28 protein-coding genes are annotated in these 24611 nt (G+C 69.0%); 17 read left to right on the top strand and 11 right to left on the bottom strand.

Annotation, left to right across the window (positions count from 1 at the left end; genetic code table 11):
* Nucleotides 1–33 precede the first annotated feature (33 nt).
* The 7 genes from ipdE1 to fadA6 all read left to right on the top strand — a co-directional run bounded on the left by ipdE1 (nucleotide 34) and on the right by fadA6 (nucleotide 7118).
* A complete protein-coding gene (gene ipdE1 / locus E4P42_RS06205) occupies nucleotides 34–1188 on the top strand; it encodes an acyl-CoA dehydrogenase IpdE1 (RefSeq protein ID WP_135124127.1) in 1155 nt (384 codons plus the stop codon).
* Nucleotides 1185–1973, top strand: coding sequence for a (5R,7aS)-5-hydroxy-7a-methyl-1-oxo-2,3,5,6,7,7a-hexahydro-1H-indene-carboxyl-CoA reductase (gene ipdF, locus E4P42_RS06200; RefSeq protein ID WP_135124125.1), 789 nt, complete (start codon nucleotides 1185–1187; stop codon nucleotides 1971–1973). Before ipdE1 ends, ipdF begins: the two co-directional genes overlap by 4 nt.
* Nucleotides 1974–2051: 78 nt before the next feature.
* A complete protein-coding gene (locus E4P42_RS06195; protein ID WP_135124123.1) occupies nucleotides 2052–2726 on the top strand; it encodes a response regulator transcription factor in 675 nt (224 codons plus the stop codon).
* Nucleotides 2723–3754 (top strand): HAMP domain-containing sensor histidine kinase, encoded by a 1032-nt coding sequence (locus E4P42_RS06190; protein WP_245233906.1) that lies wholly within the window; start codon nucleotides 2723–2725, stop codon nucleotides 3752–3754. Before E4P42_RS06195 ends, E4P42_RS06190 begins: the two co-directional genes overlap by 4 nt.
* On the top strand, nucleotides 3751–5286 hold the full coding sequence (locus E4P42_RS06185; protein WP_135124121.1) for a DUF4173 domain-containing protein: 1536 nt from the start codon (nucleotides 3751–3753) through the stop codon (nucleotides 5284–5286). Before E4P42_RS06190 ends, E4P42_RS06185 begins: the two co-directional genes overlap by 4 nt.
* A gap of 55 nt (nucleotides 5287–5341) precedes the next feature.
* The gene (gene kstR2, locus E4P42_RS06180; protein WP_135124119.1) at nucleotides 5342–5968 is read left to right on the top strand and encodes a TetR family transcriptional regulator KstR2; all 627 of its coding nucleotides are present in this window, start codon (nucleotides 5342–5344) and stop codon (nucleotides 5966–5968) included.
* Nucleotides 5961–7118 carry a steroid 3-ketoacyl-CoA thiolase FadA6 gene (gene fadA6, locus E4P42_RS06175; RefSeq protein WP_135124117.1) on the top strand — a complete coding sequence of 386 codons (1158 nt, stop codon included), beginning with the start codon at nucleotides 5961–5963 and terminating at the stop codon, nucleotides 7116–7118. Before kstR2 ends, fadA6 begins: the two co-directional genes overlap by 8 nt.
* A gap of 11 nt (nucleotides 7119–7129) precedes the next feature.
* On the opposite strand, the gene E4P42_RS06170 is transcribed toward fadA6, so the two are convergent.
* The 3 genes from E4P42_RS06170 to E4P42_RS06160 are packed head-to-tail and all read right to left on the bottom strand — an operon-like array spanning nucleotide 7130 to nucleotide 9666.
* Nucleotides 7130–8242 carry an NDMA-dependent alcohol dehydrogenase gene (locus E4P42_RS06170; protein ID WP_135124115.1) on the bottom strand — a complete coding sequence of 371 codons (1113 nt, stop codon included), beginning with the start codon at nucleotides 8240–8242 and terminating at the stop codon, nucleotides 7130–7132.
* Nucleotides 8243–8287: 45 nt separating this feature from the next.
* Complete coding sequence (locus tag E4P42_RS06165) at nucleotides 8288–9037, bottom strand: hypothetical protein (RefSeq protein ID WP_135124113.1); 750 nt, start codon at nucleotides 9035–9037, stop codon at nucleotides 8288–8290.
* Nucleotides 9034–9666 carry a SatD family protein gene (locus tag E4P42_RS06160; protein WP_135124111.1) on the bottom strand — a complete coding sequence of 211 codons (633 nt, stop codon included), beginning with the start codon at nucleotides 9664–9666 and terminating at the stop codon, nucleotides 9034–9036. Before E4P42_RS06160 ends, E4P42_RS06165 begins: the two co-directional genes overlap by 4 nt.
* Nucleotides 9667–9747: 81 nt before the next feature.
* Between E4P42_RS06160 and E4P42_RS06155 the strand changes: the two genes are divergently transcribed.
* Nucleotides 9748–9954, top strand: coding sequence for a zinc-ribbon domain-containing protein (locus E4P42_RS06155; RefSeq protein WP_135124109.1), 207 nt, complete (start codon nucleotides 9748–9750; stop codon nucleotides 9952–9954).
* Here the strand turns inward: E4P42_RS06155 and ipdC are convergent, their stop codons facing one another.
* The 4 genes from ipdC to echA20 are packed head-to-tail and all read right to left on the bottom strand — an operon-like array spanning nucleotide 9955 to nucleotide 13407.
* The gene (gene ipdC, locus E4P42_RS06150) at nucleotides 9955–11016 is read right to left on the bottom strand and encodes a (3aS,4S,5R,7aS)-5-hydroxy-7a-methyl-1-oxo-octahydro-1H-indene-4-carboxyl-CoA dehydrogenase (protein ID WP_135124107.1); all 1062 of its coding nucleotides are present in this window, start codon (nucleotides 11014–11016) and stop codon (nucleotides 9955–9957) included.
* A 2-nt stretch (nucleotides 11017–11018) separates the two neighbouring features.
* Entirely contained in the window at nucleotides 11019–11765 is a 747-nt protein-coding gene (gene ipdB / locus E4P42_RS06145; protein ID WP_167759376.1) for a cholesterol ring-cleaving hydrolase subunit IpdB, read from the bottom strand.
* Entirely contained in the window at nucleotides 11765–12655 is an 891-nt protein-coding gene (ipdA, locus tag E4P42_RS06140; protein ID WP_135124103.1) for a cholesterol ring-cleaving hydrolase subunit IpdA, read from the bottom strand. Before ipdA ends, ipdB begins: the two co-directional genes overlap by 1 nt.
* Complete coding sequence (gene echA20, locus E4P42_RS06135) at nucleotides 12652–13407, bottom strand: (7aS)-7a-methyl-1,5-dioxo-2,3,5,6,7,7a-hexahydro-1H-indene-carboxyl-CoA hydrolase (RefSeq protein WP_135124101.1); 756 nt, start codon at nucleotides 13405–13407, stop codon at nucleotides 12652–12654. The genes ipdA and echA20 overlap by 4 nt, the downstream gene beginning before the upstream one ends.
* Nucleotides 13408–13470: 63 nt before the next feature.
* Between echA20 and E4P42_RS06125 the strand changes: the two genes are divergently transcribed.
* Together E4P42_RS06125 and E4P42_RS06120 are read left to right on the top strand one after the other, a co-directional pair.
* The gene (locus tag E4P42_RS06125; RefSeq protein ID WP_135124097.1) at nucleotides 13471–14235 is read left to right on the top strand and encodes an SDR family oxidoreductase; all 765 of its coding nucleotides are present in this window, start codon (nucleotides 13471–13473) and stop codon (nucleotides 14233–14235) included.
* 39 nt (nucleotides 14236–14274) lie between these two features.
* The gene (locus E4P42_RS06120) at nucleotides 14275–15180 is read left to right on the top strand and encodes an SDR family oxidoreductase (protein ID WP_135124095.1); all 906 of its coding nucleotides are present in this window, start codon (nucleotides 14275–14277) and stop codon (nucleotides 15178–15180) included.
* Between the two features lie 4 nt (nucleotides 15181–15184).
* Here the strand turns inward: E4P42_RS06120 and E4P42_RS06115 are convergent, their stop codons facing one another.
* From E4P42_RS06115 to E4P42_RS06105, 3 genes are read right to left on the bottom strand one after another with little or no spacing between them, the layout of a single operon-like run.
* Nucleotides 15185–15628: a nitroreductase family deazaflavin-dependent oxidoreductase gene (locus E4P42_RS06115; RefSeq protein WP_135124093.1), complete on the bottom strand. Its 444-nt coding sequence runs from the start codon at nucleotides 15626–15628 to the stop codon at nucleotides 15185–15187.
* Nucleotides 15629–15665: 37 nt separating this feature from the next.
* Nucleotides 15666–16388 (bottom strand): hypothetical protein, encoded by a 723-nt coding sequence (locus E4P42_RS06110; RefSeq protein WP_135124091.1) that lies wholly within the window; start codon nucleotides 16386–16388, stop codon nucleotides 15666–15668.
* Nucleotides 16385–16837, bottom strand: coding sequence for a nitroreductase family deazaflavin-dependent oxidoreductase (locus E4P42_RS06105; protein ID WP_135124089.1), 453 nt, complete (start codon nucleotides 16835–16837; stop codon nucleotides 16385–16387). Before E4P42_RS06105 ends, E4P42_RS06110 begins: the two co-directional genes overlap by 4 nt.
* 12 nt (nucleotides 16838–16849) lie before the next feature.
* Between E4P42_RS06105 and E4P42_RS06100 the strand changes: the two genes are divergently transcribed.
* The gene (locus E4P42_RS06100; RefSeq protein WP_135124087.1) at nucleotides 16850–17257 is read left to right on the top strand and encodes a hypothetical protein; all 408 of its coding nucleotides are present in this window, start codon (nucleotides 16850–16852) and stop codon (nucleotides 17255–17257) included.
* On the opposite strand, the gene E4P42_RS06095 is transcribed toward E4P42_RS06100, so the two are convergent.
* Nucleotides 17254–18417: a steroid 3-ketoacyl-CoA thiolase gene (locus tag E4P42_RS06095; RefSeq protein WP_135124085.1), complete on the bottom strand. Its 1164-nt coding sequence runs from the start codon at nucleotides 18415–18417 to the stop codon at nucleotides 17254–17256. The genes E4P42_RS06100 and E4P42_RS06095 overlap by 4 nt on opposite strands.
* A 122-nt stretch (nucleotides 18418–18539) precedes the next feature.
* On the opposite strand from E4P42_RS06095, the gene E4P42_RS06090 reads away from it, so the two are divergent.
* Genes E4P42_RS06090 through E4P42_RS06065 form a run of 6 tightly spaced genes read left to right on the top strand, consistent with a single transcriptional unit; the run spans nucleotide 18540 to nucleotide 24570 of the window.
* Nucleotides 18540–19787, top strand: a complete 1248-nt coding sequence (locus E4P42_RS06090; protein WP_135124083.1) for a cytochrome P450 — start codon at nucleotides 18540–18542, stop codon at nucleotides 19785–19787.
* A 30-nt stretch (nucleotides 19788–19817) separates the two neighbouring features.
* The gene (locus tag E4P42_RS06085) at nucleotides 19818–20834 is read left to right on the top strand and encodes an acyl-CoA dehydrogenase family protein (protein ID WP_135124081.1); all 1017 of its coding nucleotides are present in this window, start codon (nucleotides 19818–19820) and stop codon (nucleotides 20832–20834) included.
* Nucleotide 20835: 1 nt separating this feature from the next.
* Nucleotides 20836–21999 (top strand): acyl-CoA dehydrogenase FadE29, encoded by a 1164-nt coding sequence (gene fadE29, locus E4P42_RS06080; RefSeq protein WP_135124079.1) that lies wholly within the window; start codon nucleotides 20836–20838, stop codon nucleotides 21997–21999.
* On the top strand, nucleotides 21996–22976 hold the full coding sequence (locus tag E4P42_RS06075; protein WP_135124077.1) for a bifunctional MaoC family dehydratase N-terminal/OB-fold nucleic acid binding domain-containing protein: 981 nt from the start codon (nucleotides 21996–21998) through the stop codon (nucleotides 22974–22976). The genes fadE29 and E4P42_RS06075 overlap by 4 nt, the downstream gene beginning before the upstream one ends.
* Nucleotides 22973–23407 (top strand): MaoC family dehydratase, encoded by a 435-nt coding sequence (locus tag E4P42_RS06070; protein WP_135124075.1) that lies wholly within the window; start codon nucleotides 22973–22975, stop codon nucleotides 23405–23407. Before E4P42_RS06075 ends, E4P42_RS06070 begins: the two co-directional genes overlap by 4 nt.
* Nucleotides 23404–24570, top strand: a complete 1167-nt coding sequence (locus tag E4P42_RS06065) for a lipid-transfer protein (RefSeq protein ID WP_135124072.1) — start codon at nucleotides 23404–23406, stop codon at nucleotides 24568–24570. The genes E4P42_RS06070 and E4P42_RS06065 overlap by 4 nt, the downstream gene beginning before the upstream one ends.
* The last annotated feature ends 41 nt before the right edge of the window (nucleotides 24571–24611 follow it).

The following is a 24611-nucleotide window of genomic DNA, read 5'->3' as shown; positions in this document are numbered from 1 at the left end:
CAAAGCAAGTGCTTGGTAGGTTAGCCTACAAGAGTGATAGAGGTCCAGGAGTTCCGGGCCGAGGTCCGGCAGTGGCTCGCCGACAACCTGGTCGGCGAATTCGCCGCGCTCAAAGGGCTCGGCGGACCCGGGCGTGAGCACGAAGCGTTCGAGGAGCGGCTGGCGTGGAACCGCCACCTCGCCGCGGCCGGGCTGACCTGTCTGGGCTGGCCGGAGGAGCACGGCGGGCGGGGTCTTTCGGTCGCACACCGCGTCGCGTTCTACGAGGAGTACGCGATCGCCAACGCGCCCGCGAAGGTCAACCACCTCGGTGAGGAACTGCTCGGGCCCACCCTGATCGCCTACGGCACGCCCGAGCAGCAGCAGCGCTTCCTGCCGAAGATCGTCGACGTCACCGAGTTGTGGAGTCAGGGTTACTCCGAACCCGGTGCGGGCAGCGACCTCGCCAACGTCTCGACCACCGCGGTGCTCGACGAGGCGGGTGAGCAGTGGCTCATCAACGGCCAGAAGGTGTGGACGTCGCTGGCGCACTGGGCGCAGTGGTGCTTCGTGGTCGCGCGCACCGAGAAGGGCTCCAAACGGCACGCCGGGCTGTCGTACCTGCTGGTGCCGCTCGACCAGCCGGGTGTCGAGATTCGCCCGATCATCCAGCTGACCGGCGACTCGGAGTTCAACGAGGTCTTCTTCACCGATGCCCGCACCGACGCGTCGATGGTGGTCGGCGAGCCCGGCGACGGCTGGCGGGTGGCGATGGGCACGCTGACCTTCGAGCGCGGTGTCTCGACGCTCGGCCAGCAGATCGAGTACGCGCGTGAACTGTCCGGAGTGGCCGAACTGGCCAAGACGACCGGCGCCGCCGACGATCCGCTGATCCGCGAGCGGCTCACCCGGTCATGGGTCGGCCTGCGCACCATGCGGTCGTATGCGCTGGCCACCATGGACGAGGAGCGGCCCGGTCAGGACAACATCTCGAAGCTGTTGTGGGCCAACTGGCACCGCGAACTCGGGGAGATCGCGATGGACATCGAAGGCGCAGCGGGGATGGCCTTGAAAGACGGCGAATTCAGCGAGTGGCAGCGGCTGTACCTGTTCTCGCGGTCGGACACGATCTACGGCGGGTCCAACGAGATCCAACGCAACATCATCGCCGAGCGGGTGCTCGGCCTACCCAGGGAGCCAAAGGGATGAGCCTCAGCGAAGCGCCGAAGGAGATCGACGGTCACGGTCTGCTGACCGGCAAGGTGGTCGTGTTGACCGCGGCGGCCGGCACCGGCATCGGGTCGGCGGTGGCGCGGCGGGCGCTGGCCGAGGGCGCCGATGTGATGATCTCCGACCATCACGAGCGCCGGCTCGGCGAAACCCGCGACCAGCTCACCGAACTCGGCCTCGGCCGGGTCGAGAGCGTGGTGTGCGACGTGACGTCCACCGCGCAGGTCGACGCGCTGATCTCCTCGACCACCGCACGCTTGGGCCGGCTCGACGTACTGGTCAACAACGCCGGCCTGGGCGGTCAGACCCCGGTGATCGACATGACCGACGAGGAGTGGGACCGGGTCCTCGACGTCACCCTCACCTCGGTCATGCGGGCGACGCGCGCCGCCCTGCGGTACTTCCGCGAGGCCGGCCACGGCGGGGTGATCGTCAACAACGCCAGCGTGCTGGGCTGGCGGGCGCAGCACTCCCAGTCCCACTACGCCGCCGCCAAGGCCGGCGTGATGGCGCTGACCCGGTGCAGCGCGATCGAGGCCGTCGAGCACGGCGTGCGCATCAACGCCGTGTCACCGAGCATCGCCCGCCACAAGTTCCTGGAGAGGACCAGCTCATCGGAGCTGCTCGACCGGTTGTCGGAGGGCGAGGCGTTCGGCCGCGCCGCCGAACCGTGGGAGATCGCGGCCACCATCGCCTTCCTGGCCAGTGACTACTCCAGCTACCTCACCGGCGAGGTCATCTCGGTGTCCAGCCAGCGGGCCTAGGCGCGCCCGGGGAGTTCTCCACAGAACCTTCACATTCGCTGCCCGAAAGCACCACACCCGGCCCTTACAGTCGGTCATGTGAAGCGGATCCTGGTGGTCGACGACGAGCCGACCATCCTGGCTCAGGTCGCCAGCAGGCTTCGCGCCGAGGAGTTCGACGTCGTCACCGCGGTGGACGGACCGTCGGCGGTGGCGACGGCCGCGGACACCGGCCCGGATCTGGTGGTGCTCGACGTGATGCTGCCCGGCTTCGACGGGCTGGAGGTGTGCCGCCGCATCCAGGCCGACCGGCCGGTTCCGGTCCTGATGCTGACCGCCCGCAACGACGAGACCGACATGCTCATCGGGCTCGGCGTGGGCGCCGACGACTACCTCACCAAACCGTTCAGCATGCGCGAACTGGTCGCCCGGGTCCGGGTGCTGCTGCGCCGTATGGAGCGCGCCCCCGGGGCCGCCTCGTCCCAGCCCCTGCGGGTGGGTGACTGCCGCATCGACCTGCGGGCCCGCCGCGTGCACCGCGGTGACGCCGAGATCCACCTCACCCGCACCGAGTTCGACGTGCTGGCCTTCCTCGCCGACCGGCCCCGGGCGGTGGTGTCCCGCGACGTGCTGCTCGAGCAGGTCTGGGGCTGGGCGTCGGGAGTGGAGAGCCGCACGGTGGACAGCCACGTCAAGGCGTTGCGGCGCAAACTCGGCGCGCACCTGATCCGCACCGTGCACGGTGTCGGATACGCGTTGGAGACGCCGCGGTGACCGCGCGCGGCCTGGCCGGAGTCTTCTGGGAGCGACTGCCGCGACCGTTGGATCCGTTCGCGTCCTTCAAGGTCAAGACCGGCCTGCTGGTGACGGGTGCGATCACGGTCGCGGCCTTCACGTTCTACATCGGCGCCAATTGGCAGTTCCGCTATGCCCTGCTCGCCGCGCTCGCGACGTCGCTGGTGGTCACCCAGTTCCTCGCCCACGGGATGACCTCACCGCTGCGCCAGATGACCACCGCGGCGCGGGCGATGGCCCGCGGCGACTACAGCATCCGCGTCCATGCCACCTCGCGTGACGAGATCGGCCAGCTGGCAACGGCGTTCAACCAGATGGCGGCCGATCTCGGCGCGGCCGACGAGTACCGCCGCGGCCTGATCGCCAACGTCTCCCACGAACTGCGTACGCCGATCACCGCGCTGCACGCGGTGCTCGAGAATCTCGTCGACGGGGTCGCCGACCCCGACCCCGACACACTGCGCATGGCGCTGGCGCAGACCGAACGCCTCGGCGAACTGGTTGCCAACCTGCTCGACCTGTCCCGCCTCGAGGGCGGCGCCATCCCGCTGCGTCCCGAGCGCTTCGCCGTCGAGCGGTTTCTGTGCGACATCGTCGCCCATGTCCCGGACGCGCAATCACGCGTACATCTCGAGGTCTCCCCGCCCGCGCTGACCGCGTTCGCCGACCCGGCGCGGCTGCGCCAGGTGGTGGTCAACCTGGTGGACAACGCGATTCGGCACAGCCGTCCCGGCGGGCGCGTGACGGTGCTGGCGTGTCCGGCCGCGCCGTCGGGGCTGCGGCTCGACGTTTACGACGACGGCCCCGGCATCCCACCCGCCGAACGCGAACGCGTCTTCCAGCGGTTCACCCGGGGCGCCACCTCGGCGGGCGGAACCGGCCTCGGCCTGGCCATCGCCCGCTGGGCCGTCGAACTCCACGGCGGCACCATCGCCGTCGCCGACGCTCCCACCGGCTGTCGCATCACCGTCACGATCCCCGAACCGGAACCGGAGGCCCAGGCATGACGATGATCGCCCCGGGCGCACACCCCACGATGCCGCCCCCGCCGTTCGGCCCGCTGCTGCCGCGCCACGGCGAGCCCGGGTGGACGCTGTGGTCACGGCGGCTCTGGCCGATCGACCCGTTGGCGTCGGCGCCGCCCCGCCTTCTGCTCGCCGCGGTGCCGGCCGCGCTGGCCGGCACCGCGGTCTGGCGGCCGTCGGTGCTGAGCATCGGCTACCTGGTGGCCGGTGTCCTCGTCGTCGCCGTCGTTCTCGGCACGGCCGGGCGGCGACCCACCGCGCGTGATGCAGTGGGTATCGCGCTGACCTTGGCCCTGCTGACGGTGCCCGGGGTGCTGGCCGCCGAATGGCTGGGCGCGCTGTGCATCATGGCCGCCTGGATCACCGGGTGGCTGACGATCGCCGGCGGCCGCACCTGGACCGCGGTGTTCACCGCGTCGTTCACCCCGTGGGCGGCGGTGGCCCGGGCGACGGGCTGGGCCCGGCGCGGTGTGCGCGGGTCGGTCACCGGCCGGCGCATGCCCGACATCGGTCGTGCGGCCGTGGTGATCGCGGTGACCGTCGTCGTGGCGCTCGTCTTCGGCGGGCTGTTCGCCGCTGCCGACGCCGCGTTCGCGCACCTGCTGGCCAGCGTCACGCCGGCGCTGCGCCTCGACGAATTCGTCGCGCGCGCAGTCGTCTTCGTGTTCGTCCTGCTCCTCCTGCTGACCGGCGGCTACCTCGTGCGCTGTCCGCCGCGCCTGGACGCGATGGCGCCCGCCACGGGTAAGCCGCTGCGGCGCTGGGAATGGGCGGTACCACTCGCGGTCCTCGATGCGCTGTTCGTCGCGTTCGTCGCGGTGCAGGCCACGGTGTTGTTCGGCGGGGACACCCACGTGCTGGAGACCGAGGGGCTGACCTACGCCGAGTACGCCCGGCAGGGCTTCTGGCAGTTGCTCGGGGTGTCGGCGCTGACCATGGTGGTGCTCGCAGTGGTGATCCGGGTGGCGGCGCGGGCGACGGTGGCCGACCGCACGCTGCTGCGGATCTTCGTCGGGCTGCTGTGCGCCGCGTCGGTGGTCGTGGTGGTGTCGGCGATCCACCGGATGTGGCTGTACCAGCAGGCGTACGGGTTCAGCACCGAGCGCCTGCTGGTCATCACCATCGAACTCTGGCTCGGCGCGGTGTTCCTGCTCGTCGCCGCCGCAGGGATCCGGCTGACCGGACGGTGGCTGCCCCGGGCCGTGCTGATCGCCGGAGTGCTGGCGCTGCTCGGGCTGGCCGCGCTCAACCCCGAACGCCTCATCGCCGACCGGAACATCGACCGCTACGAGCAGACCGGATTACTCGACACCGGCTACCTGACCCGGCTGTCGTCGGACATCGACCCGGCTCTGCACCGGCTGCCCGACCATCTGCGCAGCTGCGTCACCGCCTACGACCAGCCCGAGGACGCCTGGTACCTGTTCAACCTGTCGCGGTCGCGCGCCGACCGGCCGTCGCTCAGCGACGTGTCCGACACCTGCGCGCACCATTCGTACGACGCACTGCGCTGACCGCACGGTCCCGGCCCCGCTTACCTAGCAAGCGCTTGGTTGATACGCTGGTGCGGTGAGCGACGACGCACTGAGCCAGGCGCCGACCCGGCGCGGCGAACTGCTCGAGCTCGCCGCGGCGATGTTCGCCGAACGCGGCCTCAAAGCCACCACGGTCCGCGACATCGCCGACTCCGCCGGAATTCTCTCCGGCAGTCTCTATCACCACTTCAAGTCCAAAGAGCAGATGGTCGAAGAGGTGCTGCGGGACTTTCTGGACTGGCTGTTCGGCCGCTACCAGGAGATCGTCGATACCGAATCCGATCCGCTCGAGCGGGTCAAAGGCCTGTTCATGGCGTCGTTCGAGGCGATCGAGCACCGGCACGCCCAGGTCGTGATCTACCAGGACGAGGCCAAGCGACTCTCGGCGCTGCCGCAGTTCTCCTTCGTCGAGGAGCGCAACGTCGAGCAGCGCAAGATGTGGATGAGCGTGCTGAGCCAGGGCGTCGAGCAGGGCTGTTTTCGGCCCGACATCGACGTCGACCTCGTCTACCGGTTCATCCGGGACACCACCTGGGTGTCCGTCCGCTGGTACCAACCCGGCGGGCCGATGACGGCCGAACAGGTCGGCCGGCAGTACCTGACCATCGTCCTCGGCGGGATTGCCGCGGGCACATCCGAAGGAGACCAGTCACATGGCTGAGACATCAGCGGCGTATGTCATCGATGCGGTGCGGACGCCGGTCGGCAAACGTGGGGGTTCGTTGGCGCACGTGCACCCGATCGACCTCGGGGTGCACGTCTTCCGCGGGATCTTCGACCGGGTGGACGTCGACCCCGCCGCGGTGGACGACGTGATCGTCGGCTGCGTCGATGCGATCGGCGGGCAGGCCGGCAACATCGGCCGCAACGCCTGGCTCGCCGCGGGCTACCCGGAGGAGGTGCCGGGCGTCACCGTCGACCGGCAGTGCGGGTCCAGCCAGCAGGCCATCTCGTTCGGCGCCCAGGCGATCATGTCCGGCACCGCCGACGTGATCCTGGCCGGCGGCATGCAGAACATGAGCCAGATCCCGATCGCCTCGGCGATGGTGGTGGGCAAGGAGTTCGGCTTCACCTCGCCGACGGGGGAGTCCGAGCACTGGCGGCACCGCTACGGTGACGAGGAGATCTCCCAGTTCCGCGGCGCGGAACTCATCGCCGAGAAGTGGGACATCACCCGCGAGGAGATGGAACAGTTCGCGCTGACCAGCCATGAGCGCGCGTTCGGCGCGATCCGCGGCGGTCACTTCGACAACGAGATCCTGCCGGTCGGCGACTTCGGCGTCGACGAGGGCCCGCGGGAGACCACGCTGGAGAAGATGGCCTCCCTCAAGACGCTCGCCGAGGGCGGCCGGCTGACCGCCGCGGTGGCCAGCCAGATCTCCGACGGCGCCAGCGCGGTGTTGCTGGCCTCGGAGAGCGCGGTGAAGGCGCACAAGCTCAAGCCGCGCGCGCGCATCCACCACATCAGCGCCCGGGGCGCGGATCCGGTGTTCATGCTGACCGGCCCGATCCCTGCGACGCGCTACGCACTGGAGAAGACCGGCCTGACGATGGACGACATCGACGTCGTCGAGATCAACGAGGCGTTCGCGCCCGTAGTGATGGCCTGGCAGAAAGAGCTGAAGGCCGATCCGGAGAAGGTGAACCCCAACGGCGGGGCGATCGCGCTGGGCCACCCGCTCGGCGCGACCGGCGCCAAGTTGTTCGCCACAATGCTCAACGAGCTCGAGCGCACCGGCGGCCGCTACGGCCTGCAGACGATGTGCGAGGGTGGCGGCACGGCCAACGTGACGATCATCGAGCGCCTCTAGTCCCAGCGCCCTCAGTGGTCGTGGACGACCACACCGCGGATGATGCGGCCGGCGAGCATGTCGTCGTAGGCCTCGTTGATCTCACCGAGTTTGTATTCGTGCGTGACGGTCTCGTCGAGTAGGAGCTTGCCCTCGCGGTAGAGGCTGAGCAGGCGTGGAATGTCCGCGCGCGGATTGGCCTCGCCGTAGAGGCTGCCCAGCAGTCGCTTCTGGAAGAGCGTGAACATCGCCATGGGCAACGTCGGTGTCACGTCGGCCATCGCGGCGATGCCGGTCAACACCACCGCGCCGCCCTTGCGGATGATGTCGAGCGCCTCGCCGATCATCGGGCCCTCCACGAGGCCTACTGTGAGGATCGCCGAATCCGCCATCACCCCGCGGGTCAGGTCCGCCACCAGCGCGGTGGCCTCGGCCATCGACGTGGTGAAGTGGGTGGCGCCGAACTCGAAGGCCTTGTCCCGCTTGTCCGCAACGATGTCGACGACCACGATCTTCTCCGCACCGGCCAGCCGGGCGCCCTGGATCGCCCCGCTGCCGACGCCGCCGCAGCCGATCACCACGACGGTGTCGCCGGGCGTCACGTCGGCGGTGTTGACCGCCGAGCCCCACCCGGTGGTGACGCCGCAGCCGATCAGACAGGCTCTTGACAACGGCAGGTCGTCGTCGATCTTGACCACCGATGCCTCTGATACGACGCCGTACTGGGCGAATGTGCCCAACAGGAGCGCCACATTGACGTCGACATCGCCGATGTGGCGCCGGTAGGTGCCGTCGAGCTGGGTGCCGTTGAGGATGAAAGCGCCGAGGTCGCAGAGATTCTGGTGACCGCTGGCGCACCACCGGCAGCGGCCGCACGCGGGCAGGAAGGACGCGACGACGTGATCGCCGGGTTTGAGGTCGCGGACCCCGGGGCCCACCTCCTGCACGATGCCGGCACCCTCGTGGCCGCCGATCACGGGCATGGGTCCGGGGAAGTCGCCGGTGCGTCCGTGGTGGTCGGAGTGGCACAGGCCGGTGGCCTCGAAGGAGACCAGGACCTCACCGTCCTGCGGCGGGTCGAGGTCGACCTCCTCGATGGTCCAGTCCCCGTTGACTTCCCACAACACTGCCGCGTCCATCTTCATGCCGGTGAGTGTAGGAAGCCGCGGGGTTGGGCACCGGCGAATGGGTCAATGTGCCAGCGCCAGACCGCCGAGCGCGATGATCCAGCTGGCGAAGCTGCCGACCAGGAAGTACTCGGTCACCTCGTCGATGCCGATGCCCAGATCGCCGGCGCCGTTGGCCTTCGCCTTCTGCGCGTTGAGCTCCGGGAACCGGATGATGCTCTTGGCGGCCACCACCGCGGTGGCCATCGCGAGCTGTCCGGCCAGCCCGAGCCCGAGGATCAGCAACCGCTCCATCGGGCCGAGCAGGCGTCCGCCCTTGAGCCGGTCCGACGGCTGGGGCTGCCCGGCGGGCTTGACGGCGCCCACCGAGGCCAGCACCAACCGCACCAGCTGATTGCCGGTCACCAGTTGCAGGAGCACGACGGCGACGACCATCAGCAACCGGTCGCCGGTGAGGGTCCCGACCGCGGGCAGCTGCGTCCACGTCGCCCACCGGCTGATCAGTCCACTCACCTCGGACGCCCAGCCGGACAGCAGGATCACCGCGGCCGCGGCGGCGCCGAAGACCAGCAGCGGCGCCCACGGCCGCTCGCCCGTGCGTTCGGCGCGCGCCCCGAGCATCTGCCAGCCGACCCCTCCGGCGGTCGCGATGGCGAGCAGCGGCAGGTCGCCGCGGTGCCAGAGGCCACCCAGCAGCGCGCAGGCGAGCACCACCATGGGGACGACGGCGACCGGAAGCCACGTCCGCTGCGTCATGCGCCGGGTCATGTCCGCGACGCCGACCGCCACCAGCAGCACGGCCAGCGCGCTCACCGCAGGCTCCGCAGCCGGGTCGAGACCAGCACGAGCAGATCGAGCCCATCGCGTCCGGCGCGCTGGGACACCGCCGAGGGGCTGATGCCCTCCTCGGCGGCGATGTCCTTCTTCGTACGCTCGGTCAACAGGCCCTTCAGGATTCGCAGGGATCGGTCATCGAGTGATCCAAGCAGATGGTCCCGACACAGCAGGGCGGCGTTGACGGCGTCCGCGTCCGGGCCGGCGGTGTCCGGGGCCGGCCGGTACGCCGTGCGCACCAGCGCCAGACCGGGTTGGCGCTGCGCCGAGGCGGTCCACTGGATGGCCTCGCGGGCGGCCCACCATCCGGGGCCGTCTTGGATGCCGGTGTCGGGGTCGAGCATCGTCACCGCACCCCAGCCGATGCCGAACCGGATGTCGATGTCGGGGGCCACCGCCAAACGCACCGACAGGGCCGCGTCGATGGCGGCGCCGACGCTCGGGTGGGTGCCCTGGAACTCGTCGCCGACGGTGAAGGCGAATCCCGCGGTGCCCAGCGCGTCATCGAGCCGCCGGTGCAACGCCCGTCGGTCGGGCGCGCGTCGCGAGCCGACGACGTCGCCGATCACCGCCGCGGCTGATGAAGCCTCCGGCTTCATTCGTGTCACATGAAGATCATAGCTTAATTCGACGTCGATTCAGTAATACGCTTCACCGGGTGGCCGATCGGCCACCCGTACGCTGGTGAGGTGCTCTTCCTCCTCTTCGGCTTCGGCACCAGACAGAAGTACCTCGGCGCGGGGCAGGTCCGCACCTGTCCGCGGTGCCACAACACCACCCAATGGCAGCGGATGCGGGAGTTCCGGCAGTTCACGCTGTTCTTCATCCCGATCGCCCGCTGGAAGCGCAGGGAGTTCGAGGTCTGCGGCATCTGCGGCGTGGCGGTCGCCGCCTAGTCACTCCGCCAGTGCGGCAGCCGCCTGCAGATGTTTGATCGCGTCGTCGACGATCGATGCGACCAGATCCGCGCACGACGGGAGATCGTCGAGGATCCCGGCGACCTGTCCGGAGGCGAGCACGCCCGCATCGGTGTTGCCCTCCACCAGCCCGGCCTTGAGCAACATCGGGGTGTTGGCCGCCATCACGACCTGTGACCAGGTGAGTTCCTTGCCGTGCCGCATCGCCAGACCGTCGGTGACCATGGACCGCCAGGTCATCCCCGACATCTTCTTGAACTTCTGTGCGTTGCGCACCGCGGCGCCGAAACCCCGCACGCGCGAACCGCTCTCGAGCTTCTCGACCAGACCGGTGCGCAACACCCGGTGCGGCATCCCGTCGACGCGGGTGGACACCACGGTGCCGTCCAGGCCGGCCTGCAGGTAGCGCTGCTTCACCGCGTCCGGCACCGTCGAATCCGACGTCAGGAGGAACCGGGTACCCATCGCCACGCCGGCCGCGCCGTAGGACAGCGCGGCGGCCAGTCCGCGGCCGTCGAAGAACCCGCCCGCGGCGACCACCGGGATGTCGACCGCATCGAGGACCGAGGGCAGCAGCAGCGTGGTCGCGATCGGACCGGTGTGCCCACCGCCCTCGCCGCCCTGCACGATCACCGCGTCGGCGCCCCAGCCCGCCACCTTCTTGGCGTGTTTGGCCAGGCCGACCGACGGGATCACCACGACGCCGGCGTCCTTGAGTCTGGCGATCAGTTCGGGTTTCGGGGCGAGCGCGAACGATGCGACCCGCACGCCCTCGCGGATGAGCAGGTCGACGCGCTCGTTGGCATCCCCGGCGTCGGCGCGGATGTTGATACCGAACGGCTTGTCGGTCGCGGCCTTCACCTTGGCGACGGCGGCGCGCAGTTCCTCGAGCGTCATGGTGGCCGAGGCCAGGATGCCCAGCCCGCCGGCGTTGGAAGTCGCCGACACCAGCCGCGCACCGGCGACCCAGCCCATCCCGGTCTGCACCACGGGGTGATCGATGCCGATCAGTTCGGTCAGGGGTGTGCGCAACCTCGCCATGGTCAGACCCGCACTTCCTTGTCTCGCAGCGCTTTCGGATCGATGCGTTCGCGGATGAGCTGCTGCTCCTCGGCGGTCGGCAGACGGGTGGCCTGCGCCGAGTCCAGCTCGTGCACCTCGAACGACGTGTTCTCCCGGACGTGGTCCGGCGTCACGCCGGGGTGCAGCGACACCGCCCGCATCTGGTGGTCGGGGCCGTTGAAGTCGAACACCCCGAGGTTGCTCACCACACGGTGGACGTTGACGAACCGGAAAGCCGGATTGTCCGGATCGACCTTGTCCCATCCGATTCCGGACACGATGTCGACCGTCTCGCCGAACACCCGCTTGGAATGGTTGCCGACCCAGTAGCTGGTGATGTGGTTGATCGTGTTCCCCGGTGCGCCGCGCACGCCGAACATCTGGCGGGTGGGCTGCTGCAGCGCGCCGAACGCCGACAGGTTCTGGTTGCCGTAGCGGTCGATCTGATTGGCGCCCATCACCACGTGGCGGCGGCCCCAGGCCAGGGTCTCGAAGACCCGGCCGAACGGCATCCAGCCCTCGACCGCTCCCGCCGCGCCGATCGCCGGGGTGTCGGCGAGCAGCTGTGCCTCGCCGTCGGTGAGCAGGATGTCGGGGGAGAAGGTCAGCCGCGCGAGCCGGGCGCCGACCGACACCACCGTGGTCATCGGGCTGACCATGATCTCGCCGGCGTCGCGGAACAGCTCGGCGCAGGCGACGACGCACACCTCGGCGCGGTATACGGACATCACTTCGCGTCACCCTTCTGCTCGCCGAAGGCACGCACCGCGGCCTGGTAATCGGCCTCGCTGCCGGACAGGTAGGTGGCCACGAATTGCTGCCACGTCTCGTCGGATTCGGCGGCTTGGGCGTAGTGCCTCTGGAATCTCTCGTCGCGCCCGTAATCGGGTGCCGCCGTGGTGAAGTGCGCGCCGCCGGGCGCCTCGACCACGTGGTCGACCATCATCCGGTTGACCAGCAGCGCCTGCGGCGGTACGGCCTTGACCAGCTCCTCGGTGGACACCACTCGCTCGACCGACAGGTACCGGCGCTGCGCGGCCATCAGAAACAGGTCGTCGAAGTACGGGTCGATGCCGGTGTAGGCGGCATTGCCGCGAGCGTCACCGAGGTTGAGATGGACGAACGCCGCATCGAGGTTCAGCGCGGGCATCGCGATCAGTTCTTCCGCGGCACCGGTCGCCGCGGGATAGGGGCTGGTGACCGTCTTGAGTTCACCGGCCCAGAAGTCGAGCACCGAACTGCCCAGACCGGCACGGATCGGCAGGAACGGCAGCCGCTGGGCGGCGGCCTGCAGCCCGCACCGCAGCATGCCCTCGTCCATCTCGCGCGCCTCGATCGCACCCGTGGTGCGCGCCTTGGCGAACCACGGGTCGTAGAACGGTGGCGAGTCCAGTGAGACGAAGCCGTAGTACACGCGTTTGACCTTGCCTGCGCTGCAGAGCAATCCGAGGTCCGGGCCGCCGTAGGTGACGACGGTCAGGTCGGTGACGCCGGTGCGCAGCAGCGCTCGCACCCACGCCATCGGCTTGCGCCGCGAGCCCCAGCCGCCGATGCCGATCGTCATCCCGCTCTCGATGCCGGCGACGGCCGCATCCAGGGTGGTTCTCTTGTCGGTCACTGCTTCCCCTTGTTCGTCCCCGCGAACGCGTCACGGTGCTCGTCGGAGACGCCCGCCAGGTTGAGCTCGAACGTGAAGCCCTGCTCCATGCGGTAGCTCGAGTTCACCTTCTGCACGTCGATGAAGTTGAGCGCCTCCTTTGCCGCGCGGATCACCCGGGTGTCCTTGGCGGCGATGTCGCGGGCGACCCGCAGCGCGGCCTCGTCGAGGTCGGCCCGCGGCACCACCTCGTGCACGGATCCGAAGTGGTGCAGCGCGGCCGCGTCGACGGTCGCGGCGGTGAAGAAAAGCCGTCGCATCATGTGCTGCGGCACCAGCCGCGACAGGTGGGTGGCCGCCCCGAGGGCGCCGCGTTCCACCTCCGGCAGGCCGAAGGTCGCATCGTCGGAGGCGACGATGACGTCGGCGTTGCCGACCAGGCCGATGCCGCCGCCGACGCAGAACCCGTTGACCGCGGCCACCACCGGCACCGCGCACTCATACACGGCGCGGAACGCCTCGAAGCAACCGCGGTTGGCGTCGATCAGGGCGGTGTAGCCCTCGGTGCGCTGCATCTCCTTGATGTCGACACCGGCGTTGAACCCGCGGCCCTCGGCCCGCAGGATCACCACGTGGGTCGAGGGGTCGCGGCCGGCGGCGGTGATGGCGTCGGCCAGGTCGAACCACCCGCGCGAGGGGATGGCATTGACCGGCGGATAGTCCACCGTGACGGCGACTATGCCCGGTTCGGGTGAGGTGGAGGTGATCGTCATCGCGCAGTCCTGTCACTTCAGGGGTCGCTACCTAAGCAAGCACTTGCTTGGTACGCTAGCACAGTGACCGACGCGATCAACCTGGGATTGGACGGCAGGGTCGTTCTGGTGACCGGCGGCGTGCGAGGGGTCGGCGCCGGCATCAGCGCGGTCTTCGCCCGCCAGGGCGCCACCGTCGTGACGTGTGCCCGGCGGCCCGTCGACGGGCTGCCCTACGAATTCCATTCCTGCGACGTACGCGACGACGAGTCGGTCCGCGCCCTCATAGACGCGATCGTCGATCGGCACGGCCGCCTCGACGCGGTGGTCAACAACGCCGGCGGATCACCTTATGTGCGCGCCGACGAGGCGTCGGCGACGTTCAGCCGCAAGATCATCGAACTGAACCTGCTCGGCCCGCTGTCAGTGTCACAGCACGCCAACGCGGTCATGCAGAAGCAGGACTCCGGCGGGGCGATCGTGAACATCTCCAGCGTCAGCGGGCGGCGGCCGACGCCGGGCACCGCGGCCTACGGCGCCGCCAAGGCCGGGGTCGACAACCTGACCGGCACGCTGGCCGTCGAATGGGCGCCTCGGGTGCGGGTGAACTCCGTGGTGGTCGGCATGGTCGAGACCGAGCAGTCCGAGCTGTTCTATGGTGACGCCGAATCGGTGGCCGCCGTCGCCGCCACCGTTCCGCTCGGACGGCTGGCCACGCCCGACGACATCGGCTGGGCAGCAGCATTTCTCACGTCTGATGCGGCGTCCTACATCAGCGGCGCCACCCTCGAGGTGCACGGCGGCGGTGAGCCGCCGTCCTACCTCGAGGCGTCATCTGCCAACAAGTAAGCCAACAATTCCCAAGCGACAACCCTGAGGAGACACGATATGGGACTGCTCGACGGCCGTGTGGTCATCGTGACCGGCGCAGGCGGCGGCATCGGCCGTGCGCATGCACTCGCGTTCGCCGCCGAAGGGGCGCGCGTGGTGGTCAACGACATCGGCGTCGGGCTCGACGGCTCACCGGCAGGCGGCGGCAGCGCGGCGCAGTCCGTGGTGGACGAAATCACCTCTGCGGGTGGGGTAGCCGTCACCAGTGGTGCCGACGTGTCCGACTGGACGCAGGCCGAGGGGCTGATCCAGACCGCCGTCGACGCCTTCGGCGGGCTCGACGTGCTGGTCAACAACGCCGGGATCGTGCGCGACCGGATGTTCGCCAACACCAGCGAGGCGGAGTTCGACGCCGTGATCGCCGTTCACCTCAAAGGACACTTCGCCACCATGCGCCACGCCGCCGCCTACTGGCGCGCCCGGTCCAAGGCGGGCGACATGCCCGACGCACGGATCATCAACACCAGTTCGGGCGCCGGCCTGCAGGGCAGTGTGGGGCAGGCCAACTACAGCGCCGCCAAGGCCGGCATCGCCGCGATGACGCTGGTGGCCGCCGCGGAGATGGGCCGCTACGGCGTGACCGTCAACGCGATCGCCCCGTCGGCCCGCACCCGGATGACCGAGACCGTGTTCGCCGAGATGATGTCCACCCAGGGCCGGGAGTTCGATGCGATGGCGCCGGAGAACGTCTCACCGCTGGTGGTGTGGCTGGGCAGCGTGGAGTCCCGCGACGTCACGGGCACGATGTTCGAAATCGAGGGCGGCAAGATCCGCATCGCCGAGGGCTGGGCGCACGGACCGCAGGTCGACAAGGGTGCCCGCTGGGATCCGGCCGAACTCGGCCCCGTGGTCAAGGACCTGCTCGCCAAGGCGCGTCCGCCGGTGCCCGTCTACGGCGCGTAGCCGCTCACGGCTCGCAGATCACCAGCGGGATCACCCGGTCGGTGGCCTCCCGGTAGTTGCGGTACGGCGGGTAGATGCGGGTCAGCTTCGGCCAGTACCGGGCCCGCTCCGCATCGGTGGCGTCGCGGGCGGTCAGCTCCAGCCTCTGACCGCCGATCTGCACCTGGACATGCGGGTCGGCCTTGAGGTTGCGGTACCACAACGGGTTGCTGTCCCGGCCGCCGAACGATGCGGGCAGCACCACCCGGTCACCGTCGCGCAGGTACAGCGTCGGCGTGGTGCGCGGTTCGCCGGATTTGCGGCCCGTCGTGGTGAGCAGCGCGGCGGGGAACCACAGCAGTCGCGAGCCGAGAAGACCGTCGGTGTGCCGGTAGGCCCAGATGTGCGCCCGCGCGAAGTACTTCATCATCAGCGCGAGCGCGCGCGAGTTACGGAAATCGCCGGCCATGGCCCCCAAGTAGCCGCCGTCGACACCGGGCAAACGTCTACTTCTTGAGTCGCCGGCTCCCGCCGTGCCAGTCCTCCTCGGCGCCAACCGAACCCGGGTCGACGCCGAAGGCGGCCAGCTGCGGGCGTTCCCGCAGGCTGCGCTTGAGCTCGGCGAAACCGGGGAAGCCGGCCAGGCCGGTGACGTGGTCCCACAGCCGCAGCGCGTCCTCGGGACTCGGCAACCGGCTGATCACCGGTCCGAAGAATGCCGCCCCGTCGGGCGGGTTGAAGTGCAGGATCGGGGTGCCGACATCCTTGCCGGTCAGCGCCAGCGCCTCATCGGTTTCGGCGCGGATCACGTCGTCATACGACGGGTCCTCGAGCGCGTCGCCGAGTTCGTCGGGCAGTGCCAGTGCCCGCAGCACCGGTTCGACGAACTCGCGCGTGCCCTGATCGGCGCCGCTGAGCTCGACCTCGCGCGGGGTGTCGAAGATGAAGGTGCCCAACGCCGTGTAGAGCGAGCCCACCGCCGCGGGTCCGCGTTCGGCGCGGACCTGCGCGGCCAGACGCAGCAACCGCAGTCCCGCCGTATGGCCCTCCTCGTAGCCCGGCGGGAAGTGCGCGGCGTAGTCGACGTTCGCGTTGACCATGCGCAGGGAGATGAACCGCCACTGCACCGCGTAGTCGCGCTGCTCGGCGACCATCCGCACCCACTTGCTGGTCATCCAGGCGAACGGACACACCGGGTCGAAGTAGAAGTGCAGATCCGGCCCGCTCACGGTTCGCACACCACGATCGGGATCTCCCGGTCGGTCCACGACCGGTAGTCGGCGAAGCTGGGATACAACGCGGTGAGCTGCGGCCAGTACCCGGCACGCTCCTCGTCGGTCGCCAGCCGGGCGGTCCGGGTCAGCACCTCGTCCTTGATCTGGATCTGCACTGTGGGATTGGCGCGCAGGTTGAGGTACCACATCGGATGCTTGTCACTGCCACCGCGCGAGGCCACGAGAATGACGCGGTCGCCGTCGCGCAGGTAGATCAGCGGGCTGACGCGCGGTTCGCCGGTCTTACGGCCGATCGTGGTCAGCAGCGCCACCGGCGCGTTGCCGAAGCTACCGCCGATCCGGCCCCCGCTCACCTTGTACACCAACGTGTTTCCCCGGGCCATCCACTTGATGAAGAAGTCGGCGGCGGGCGAATTGAGGTTGCGGGGCGGTGACTTCGGCATGCTCGTCATCCTATGCTCGCAGGTGTGAACACGGTTCCGGAAGTGTCTGTCGCCGAGCGCATCGCTGCGGCCGACGCCTACATCGACGCACTCGCCACCCACCGCGCCGACGCGGTGCCCTTCGCGCCGGACTGTGTGCGCATCGAGGTGGGCCTCAAGACCGGCTTCTCCGGAGATCATCTGCGGCGCAGCCTGAATCGCGGCCCGCAGTACAAGATCATCACCGCCACCACCGACCGGGAGTTCCGTGTCGACGGCGATCACGTGCACGCGACGTTCACGGTGGTCACCAAGGCCGCCGTCGCCGGCCGGCGGGTGGTCGCCAAGGTCGACGAGACGTTCCTGATCCCGGCCGCCGACGGCAGGATCCACCACATCCGCGCGCGAATCCGTCCGCAGATCGCGACCGACGGGGCTTAGATCCGCTCGATGATGGTGCCGGTGGACAGAGCGCCGCCGGCACACATCGTGATCAGCGCCGTCGACTTGTCGGTGCGCTCCAGCTCGTGCAGTGCGGTGGTGATCAAGCGGCTGCCGGTGCTGCCGACGGGGTGGCCGAGCGCGATGGCGCCGCCGTTGACGTTGACGCGGTCCAGATCCGGCTCGTGCACCCGCGCCCACGACAGCACCACCGAGGCGAACGCCTCGTTGATCTCGATCAGGTCGATGTCGCCGATCTTCATCCCGGCCTTCTCCAGCACCTTGGCCGTCGACTGCACAGGGCCGTCGAGGTGGTAGTACGGTTCGGCGCCGACCAGCGCCTGGCTGACGATGCGGGCCCGCGGCCGCAGCCCGTGCGCCCTGGCCACCTCTTCGTCCATCCACAGCACCGCCGCGGCGCCGTCGGAGATCTGCGAGGACGTGCCCGCGGTGTGGATACCGCCGTCCATCACCGCCTTGAGCTGGGACAGTCCCTCGAGCGTGGTGTCGCGCAGACCCTGGTCCTTGGACACCGGCGCGCGCTCGGCGGTCGGCTGCTTGTTCTCGTCGAGGACGGGCGCGACGATCGGCGAGATCTCGCGGTCGAAGCGGTTCTCGGCCCACGCCTGCTTGGCCTTGGCCTGCGAGGCGAACCCGAACTGGTCGATCTCCTCGCGGGTGATGCCGCGCCGCTTGGCGATCCGCTCGGCGGCCTCGAACTGATTGGGCATGTCGATGTCCCACGATTCGGCCCGGATCTTCGAGCGGTCCGGCCCGGCGTTGGCGCCCAGGCCGACGCGGCTCATCGCCTCCACCCCGCACGCGATCCCGATGTCGATGGCGCCGGCCGCGATCAGCCCGGCGATCAGGTGGTTGGCCTGCTGACCGCTGCCGCACTGGCAGTCCACGGTGGTGGCGCCGACGTGCTCGGGCAGCCCGGCCGTCAGCCACCCCACCCGGGTGATGTTGTTGGACTGTTCGCCGTACTGGGTGACACAGCCACCGATGAGCTGCTCCACCTCGCCGGCGTCGATCCCGGACTTCTCCACGAGCGCCTTCTGCACGGCGCCGAGCAATTCGGTGGCGTGCAGGCCCGACAGCCATCCGTTCCGCTTGCCGATCGGGCTGCGGGTGGCTTCAACGATGACAGGGTTACCCATTCCGCCAGGCTAGAACACGTTTCATTAGTCTGACAAGCGACGATGGATCCACGCCTTTGATCTGCGGTGGAGGCATGTTTTACTGGCACTAGAACACGTTGCAATCGGAGGAGCGCACGCGTATGCCATGCCCTATTTCGCCCCAGTTCGACTTCCTCGACCCGGACGTCAATCTAGCGGCACTCCCGGTCGAGGAGCTGGCCGAACTGCGTAAGTCCGAACCCGTGCACTGGGTGGACGTACCCGGCGGCACCGGCGGCTTCGGTGACAAGGGGTACTGGCTGGTGACCAAGCACGCCGACGTCAAGGAGGTGTCCAAGCGCAGCGACATCTTCGGCAGCTCGCCGGACGGCGCCATCCCGGTGTGGCCGCAGGAGATGACGCGCGACGCGATCGATCTGCAGCGCAACGTGCTGCTGAACATGGATGCGCCGCAGCACACCCGGTTGCGCAAGATCATCTCCCGCGGGTTCACCCCGCGCGCCATCGGTCGCCTGCAGGACGAGCTCAACCAGCGCGCGCAGAACATCGCCAAGACGGCGCTGGCCAACGGGGAGGGCGACTTCGTCGAACAGGTCTCGGCCGAACTGCCCCTGCAGGCCATCGCGGAACTGCTGGGTGTGCCGCAGGACGACCGCGACAAGATCTTCCGCTGGTCCAACGAGATGACCGGCGGCGAGGATCCGGAGTACGCGGACATCGATCCGGCCATGTCGTCCTTCGAGCTGATCACCTATGCCATGAAGATGGCCGAGGAGCGGGCCAAGAACCCGACCGACGACATCGTCACCAAGCTGATCGAGGCCGACATCGAGGGCGAGAAACTCTCGGACGACGAGTTCGGATTCTTCGTGATCATGCTCGCGGTGGCCGGGAACGAGACCACGCGCAACTCGATCACCCACGGGATGATCGCGTTCGCCGACAACCCCGAACAGTGGGAGCTCTACAAGAAGGACCGCCCCGAGACCGCCGCCGACGAAATCATCCGTTGGGCGACACCGGTGTCGGCGTTCCAGCGCACCGCCCTGGAGGACACCGAGCTGGGCGGCGTGGCAATCAAGAAGGGCGAGCGGGTGGTGATGTCGTACCGCTCCGCCAACTTCGACGACGAGGTGTTCGAGAATCCGCACACGTTCGACATCCTGCGTGACCCGAACCCGCACGTCGGCTTCGGCGGCACCGGGGCGCACTACTGCATCGGCGCGAACCTGGCGCGGATGACGATCAACCTGATCTTCAACGCGGTCGCCGACCACATGCCCGATCTCAAGCCCGTCGGCGAGCCCGAACGGCTACGGTCGGGGTGGCTCAACGGGATCAAGCACTGGCAGGTCGACTACACCGGCAAGTGCCCGGTCAGCCACTGAGCGAAAATCCCGGGATCAAGGAGGATTCGGGTGGACTTCAGTCGGGACGAGGGGCAGCAGGCCGTCGCCGATGTGGTGACGTCGGTGCTCGAGCGCGACAACAGCTGGGAGGCACTGGTATCCGGAGGCGTACCCGCGCTTGCCGTACCGGAGCGGCTCGGCGGTGACGGGGTCGGCCTCGCCGAGATCGCGACCGCACTGACCGAGATCGGCAGGCACGGCACCATCAGCCCGGCGCCTGCCACACTCGGGGCGACGGCGGTGCTGCTCGGCCTGGCCTCGGACGCCCAGCAGGACCGGTATCTCGCCGGCGTCGCGAAGGGTGCGGTGCTGACGGCGGCGCTCAACGAACCGGGTGCGGCGCTACCGGACCGCCCGGCCACCACGCTGCGCGGCGGACGCCTCAACGGCACCAAGGTCGCAGTGCGGTATGCCGAAGTGGCGGAGTGGATCCTGGTGACCGCCGATACTGGCGTCGCGGTGGTGCCGGCCAACGCGGACGGCGTACAGGCCACCAGGACGCCGACGTCGAACGGCGCCGACGAGTACGTGGTCACGTTCAGCGATGTCGCGGTCGCCGACGACGACGTGCTCACCGGGGAGGTGCGCCGGGTCAACCAGCTCACACTCGCCACGCTCGGCGCCTTCGCGGCCGGCCTGGTCGCCGGGGCGCTGCGGCTGACCGCCGACTACGTCGCCAACCGGCACCAGTTCGGCCGCCCGCTGTCGACCTTCCAGACCGTCGCCGCCCAGCTCGCCGAGGTGTACATCGCCTCGCGCACACTGGACCTGGCGGCCACCTCGGTGGTCTGGCGGCTCTCGGACGGCCGGGACGCCGACGAGGATCTCGACATCCTGGCCTACTGGCTGACCTCGCAGGCGCCGCCGGTGATGCAGACCTGTCACCACCTGCACGGCGGTATGGGCATGGACATCACCTACCCGATGAACCGCTACTACTCGACGATCAAGGACCTCACCCGCGCACTGGGCGGCCCGTCGCACTGTCTGGACGTGCTCGGCGCCTCGGATCTGGTAGGAGCCTGACATGTTCATCGACCTCACCCCTGAGCAGCGGCAGTTGCAAGCCGAACTGCGGCAGTATTTCTCGACCCTGATTTCGCCCGACGAGGCGAAGGCCATGGAGTCCGACCGGCACAACGAGGCCTACCGCGCGATCATCAAGCGGATGGGTTCCGACGGCAAGCTCGGTGTCGGCTGGCCCAAGGAGTTCGGCGGCCTGGGCTTCGGACCGGTCGAACAGTCGATCTTCGTCAACGAGGCCGCCCGCGCGGACGTGCCGCTGCCGGCGGTGACGCTGCAGACCGTCGGCCCGACGCTGCAGGTGTACGGCACCGAGGAACAGAAGAAGAAGTTCCTGCCCGCGATCCTGGCCGGTGACGTGCATTTCGCGATCGGCTACTCCGAGCCCGAGGCGGGAACGGACCTGGCCTCGCTGCGCACCTCGGCGGTCCGCCACGGCGACGAGTACATCGTCAATGGCCAGAAGATCTGGACCACGGGCGCGCACGACGCGGACTACATCTGGCTGGCGGTGCGCACCGACCCGGAAGCGGCCAAGCACAAGGGTATTTCGATCCTGATCGTCGACACCAAGGACCCGGGGTACTCGTGGACGCCGATCATCCTGTCCGACGGCGCCCACCACACGAACGCCAGCTACTACAACGACGTCCACGTGCCCGCCGACATGCTCGTCGGTGAGGAGAACGCGGGCTGGAAGCTGATCACCACGCAGCTCAACCACGAACGCGTGATGCTGGGCCCGGCCGGCAAGGTGGCCGGGATCTACGACCGCGTGCACGCCTGGGCGTCCAAGCCCGGTGGCAACGGGGACACGCCGATCGAACACGAGGCGGTGCGCCGTCTGCTCGCCGAAATCCGGGCGATCTGGCGGGTCAACGAACTGCTGAACTGGCAGGTCGCCGCGGCCGGGGAGACCATCGCCGTCGCCGATGCCGCGGCGACCAAGGTCTTCTCCACCGAGCGCATCCAGAAGGTGGGCCGGATGGCCGAGGAGATCGTCGGCGCCTACGGCAACCCGGCCGAGCCGCAGACCGCGGATCTGCTCGTGTGGCTGGACAGCCAGACCAAGCGCAACCTCGTCATCACGTTCGGCGGCGGGGTCAACGAGGTGATGCGCGAGATGATCGCGGCGTCTGGGCTCAAGGTGCCGAGGGTGCCGAGGTGACCGCGCCGCAGGACCTGCAGGCGTCCGTCGAGCAGATCAAGGCGGCCGGGCGCAGCGATCCTCGGGTCGGCCCGGATCCGGTGAATCTGCCGATGATCCACCACTGGGTCGACGCGATCGGGGACAAGAACCCGATCTACGTCGATGAGGAGGCCGCGAGGGCGGCCGGGCATCCCGGCATCGTCGCGCCGCCGGCCATGATCCAGGTGTGGACGATGGCCGGTCTGCACGGCCGGCGTGACGACGACGACCCGCTGAGCAGGATGATGAAGCTGTTCGACGACGCCGGCTACGTCGGCGTCGTCGCGACCAACTGCGAGCAGACCTATCACCGTTACCTGCGGCCCGGTGAGGAGGTCAGCATCAGCGCCGAGCTGACCGACGTGATCGGCCCCAAGCGGACGGCGCTCGGTGAGGGCTACTTCATCAACCAGAAGATCACCTGGCTCAGTGGCGACGACGGCGAAGCGCCGGTCGCCGAGATGAATTGGCGCATCATGAAATTCCGTCCGGCCGAGAAGGCCGCGGGAAGCCGGGTGCCCGAGGATCTCGACGCCGACGCGATGATGCGGCCGGCGTCGTCGAAGGACACCAAGTTCTTCTGGGACGGCGTGAACGCGCACGAGCTGCGCATCCAGCGGCGTCCCGACGGCAGCCTGCAGCACCCGCCGGTGCCCGCCCTGTGGGCGGACAAGGAAGCCCTGACCGACTACGTGGTCGCCAGCGGCAGGGGCACCGTGTTCAGCTTCGTCACCCACCACGCGCCGAAGGTGCCCGGCCGCACCCTGCCGTTCGTCATCGCTCTGGTCGAACTCGAGGAGGGCGTGCGGATGCTCGGTGAGCTCCGCGGCGTCGACCCGTCGACGGTGGAGATCGGAATGCCCGTGCGCGCCACGTACATCGACTTCCCGGAGGGCGCCTCCGGGCCCGCCTGGACGCTCTACGCCTGGGAGCCCGCGCAGGAGGACGCCGCATGAGCACCGATTCCGAGGTCGTCGACACGGCCGCTGAGGTGACGGTCGAAGTCGGGACCACGCTGCCCCAGCTGTCGCTCTACGGCGACCCGACGTTCATCGTCTCGACGGCCATCGCCACCCGCGACTACCAGGATGTGCACCACGACCGGGACAAGGCGCAGGCCAAGGGCTCGAAGGACATCTTCGTCAACATCCTCACCGACACCGGATTGGTGCAGCGCTACATCACCGACTGGGCCGGGCCGACGGCACGGATCAAGTCGATCTCACTGCGCCTCGGGGTGCCCTGGTACGCCTACGACACCGTGGTCTTCTCCGGCGAGGTGACCGCGGTCCAGGACGGGCTGATCACCTTGAAGATCGTGGGCGCCAACAGCCTCGGCGATCACGTCATCGCCACCGCGACGCTGATGATGGGAGGTGCGGCATGACCGACGGCCTGTCCGGCAAGGCCGCGATCGTCGGCATCGGCGCCACCGACTTCTCGAAGAACTCCGGGCGCAGCGAGCTGCGGCTGGCCGCCGAGGCGGTGCTCGACGCGCTCGACGATGCGGGCCTGACACCTGCCGACGTCGACGGCATGGTGACGTTCACGATGGACTCGAACACCGAGGTCGCCGTGGCGCGGGCGACCGGCATCGGTGAGCTGAAGTTCTTCTCCAAGATCCACCACGGGGGCGGCGCGGCCTGCGCCACCATCCAGCAGGCGGCGCTCGCGGTGGCGACCGGCGTCGCGGAGTGCGTGGTGGCGTACCGGGCGTTCAACGAGCGCTCCGGGATGCGGTTCGGCCAGGTGCAGATGCGGCTGGTGGAGAACGCCGACTCCACCGGGGTCGACAACTCGTTCTCCTACCCGCACGGCCTGTCCACACCGGCCGCGCAGGTGGCGATGATCGCCCGGCGCTACATGCACCTGTCCGGCGCCACCAGCCGCGACTTCGGCGCGGTCTCGGTGGCCGACCGCAAGCACGCGGCCAACAACCCGAACGCCTATTTCTACGGCAAGCCGATCACGATTGAGGATCACCAGAGTTCGCGGTGGATCGCCGAACCGCTGCGGCTGCTGGACTGCTGTCAGGAGACCGACGGCGGGGTGGCGCTGGTCGTGACGACTCCGGAGCGCGCAAAGGATCTCAAGCATCGGCCGGCGGTCATCGAGGCCGCCTCGCAGGGCGCGAGCCCGGATCAGTACTCGATGGTGAGCTATTACCGGCCGGAACTCGGCCTGCCCGAGATGGGCCTGGTGGGCCGCCAGCTGTGGGGACAGTCCGGCCTGACGCCCGAAGACATCCAGACCGCGATCCTCTACGACCACTTCACGCCGTTCACGCTGATCCAGCTCGAGGAACTCGGGTTCTGCGCCAAGGGCGACGCCAAGGACTATGTCGCCGACGGTGCCGTCGAGATCGGCGGCCGGTTGCCGATCAACACCCACGGCGGTCAGCTCGGCGAGGCCTACATCCACGGGATGAACGGCATCGCCGAGGGCGTGCGTCAGCTGCGGGGCACCTCGGTCAACCAGGTCGACAACGTCGAGCACGTCCTGGTCACTGCGGGTACCGGTGTGCCGACGTCGGGTCTGATCTTGGGCTGAATTCCCGTCCGGTCGCCCTCCGGCAACGCGGTAGAGTTTGC

Source organism: Mycobacterium sp. PS03-16, assembly GCF_004570325.1.
Taxonomy (GTDB): domain Bacteria; phylum Actinomycetota; class Actinomycetes; order Mycobacteriales; family Mycobacteriaceae; genus Mycobacterium.
Note: the sequence above shows the minus strand (reverse complement) of the source record. Positions and strands in the feature narration are given on the sequence as shown.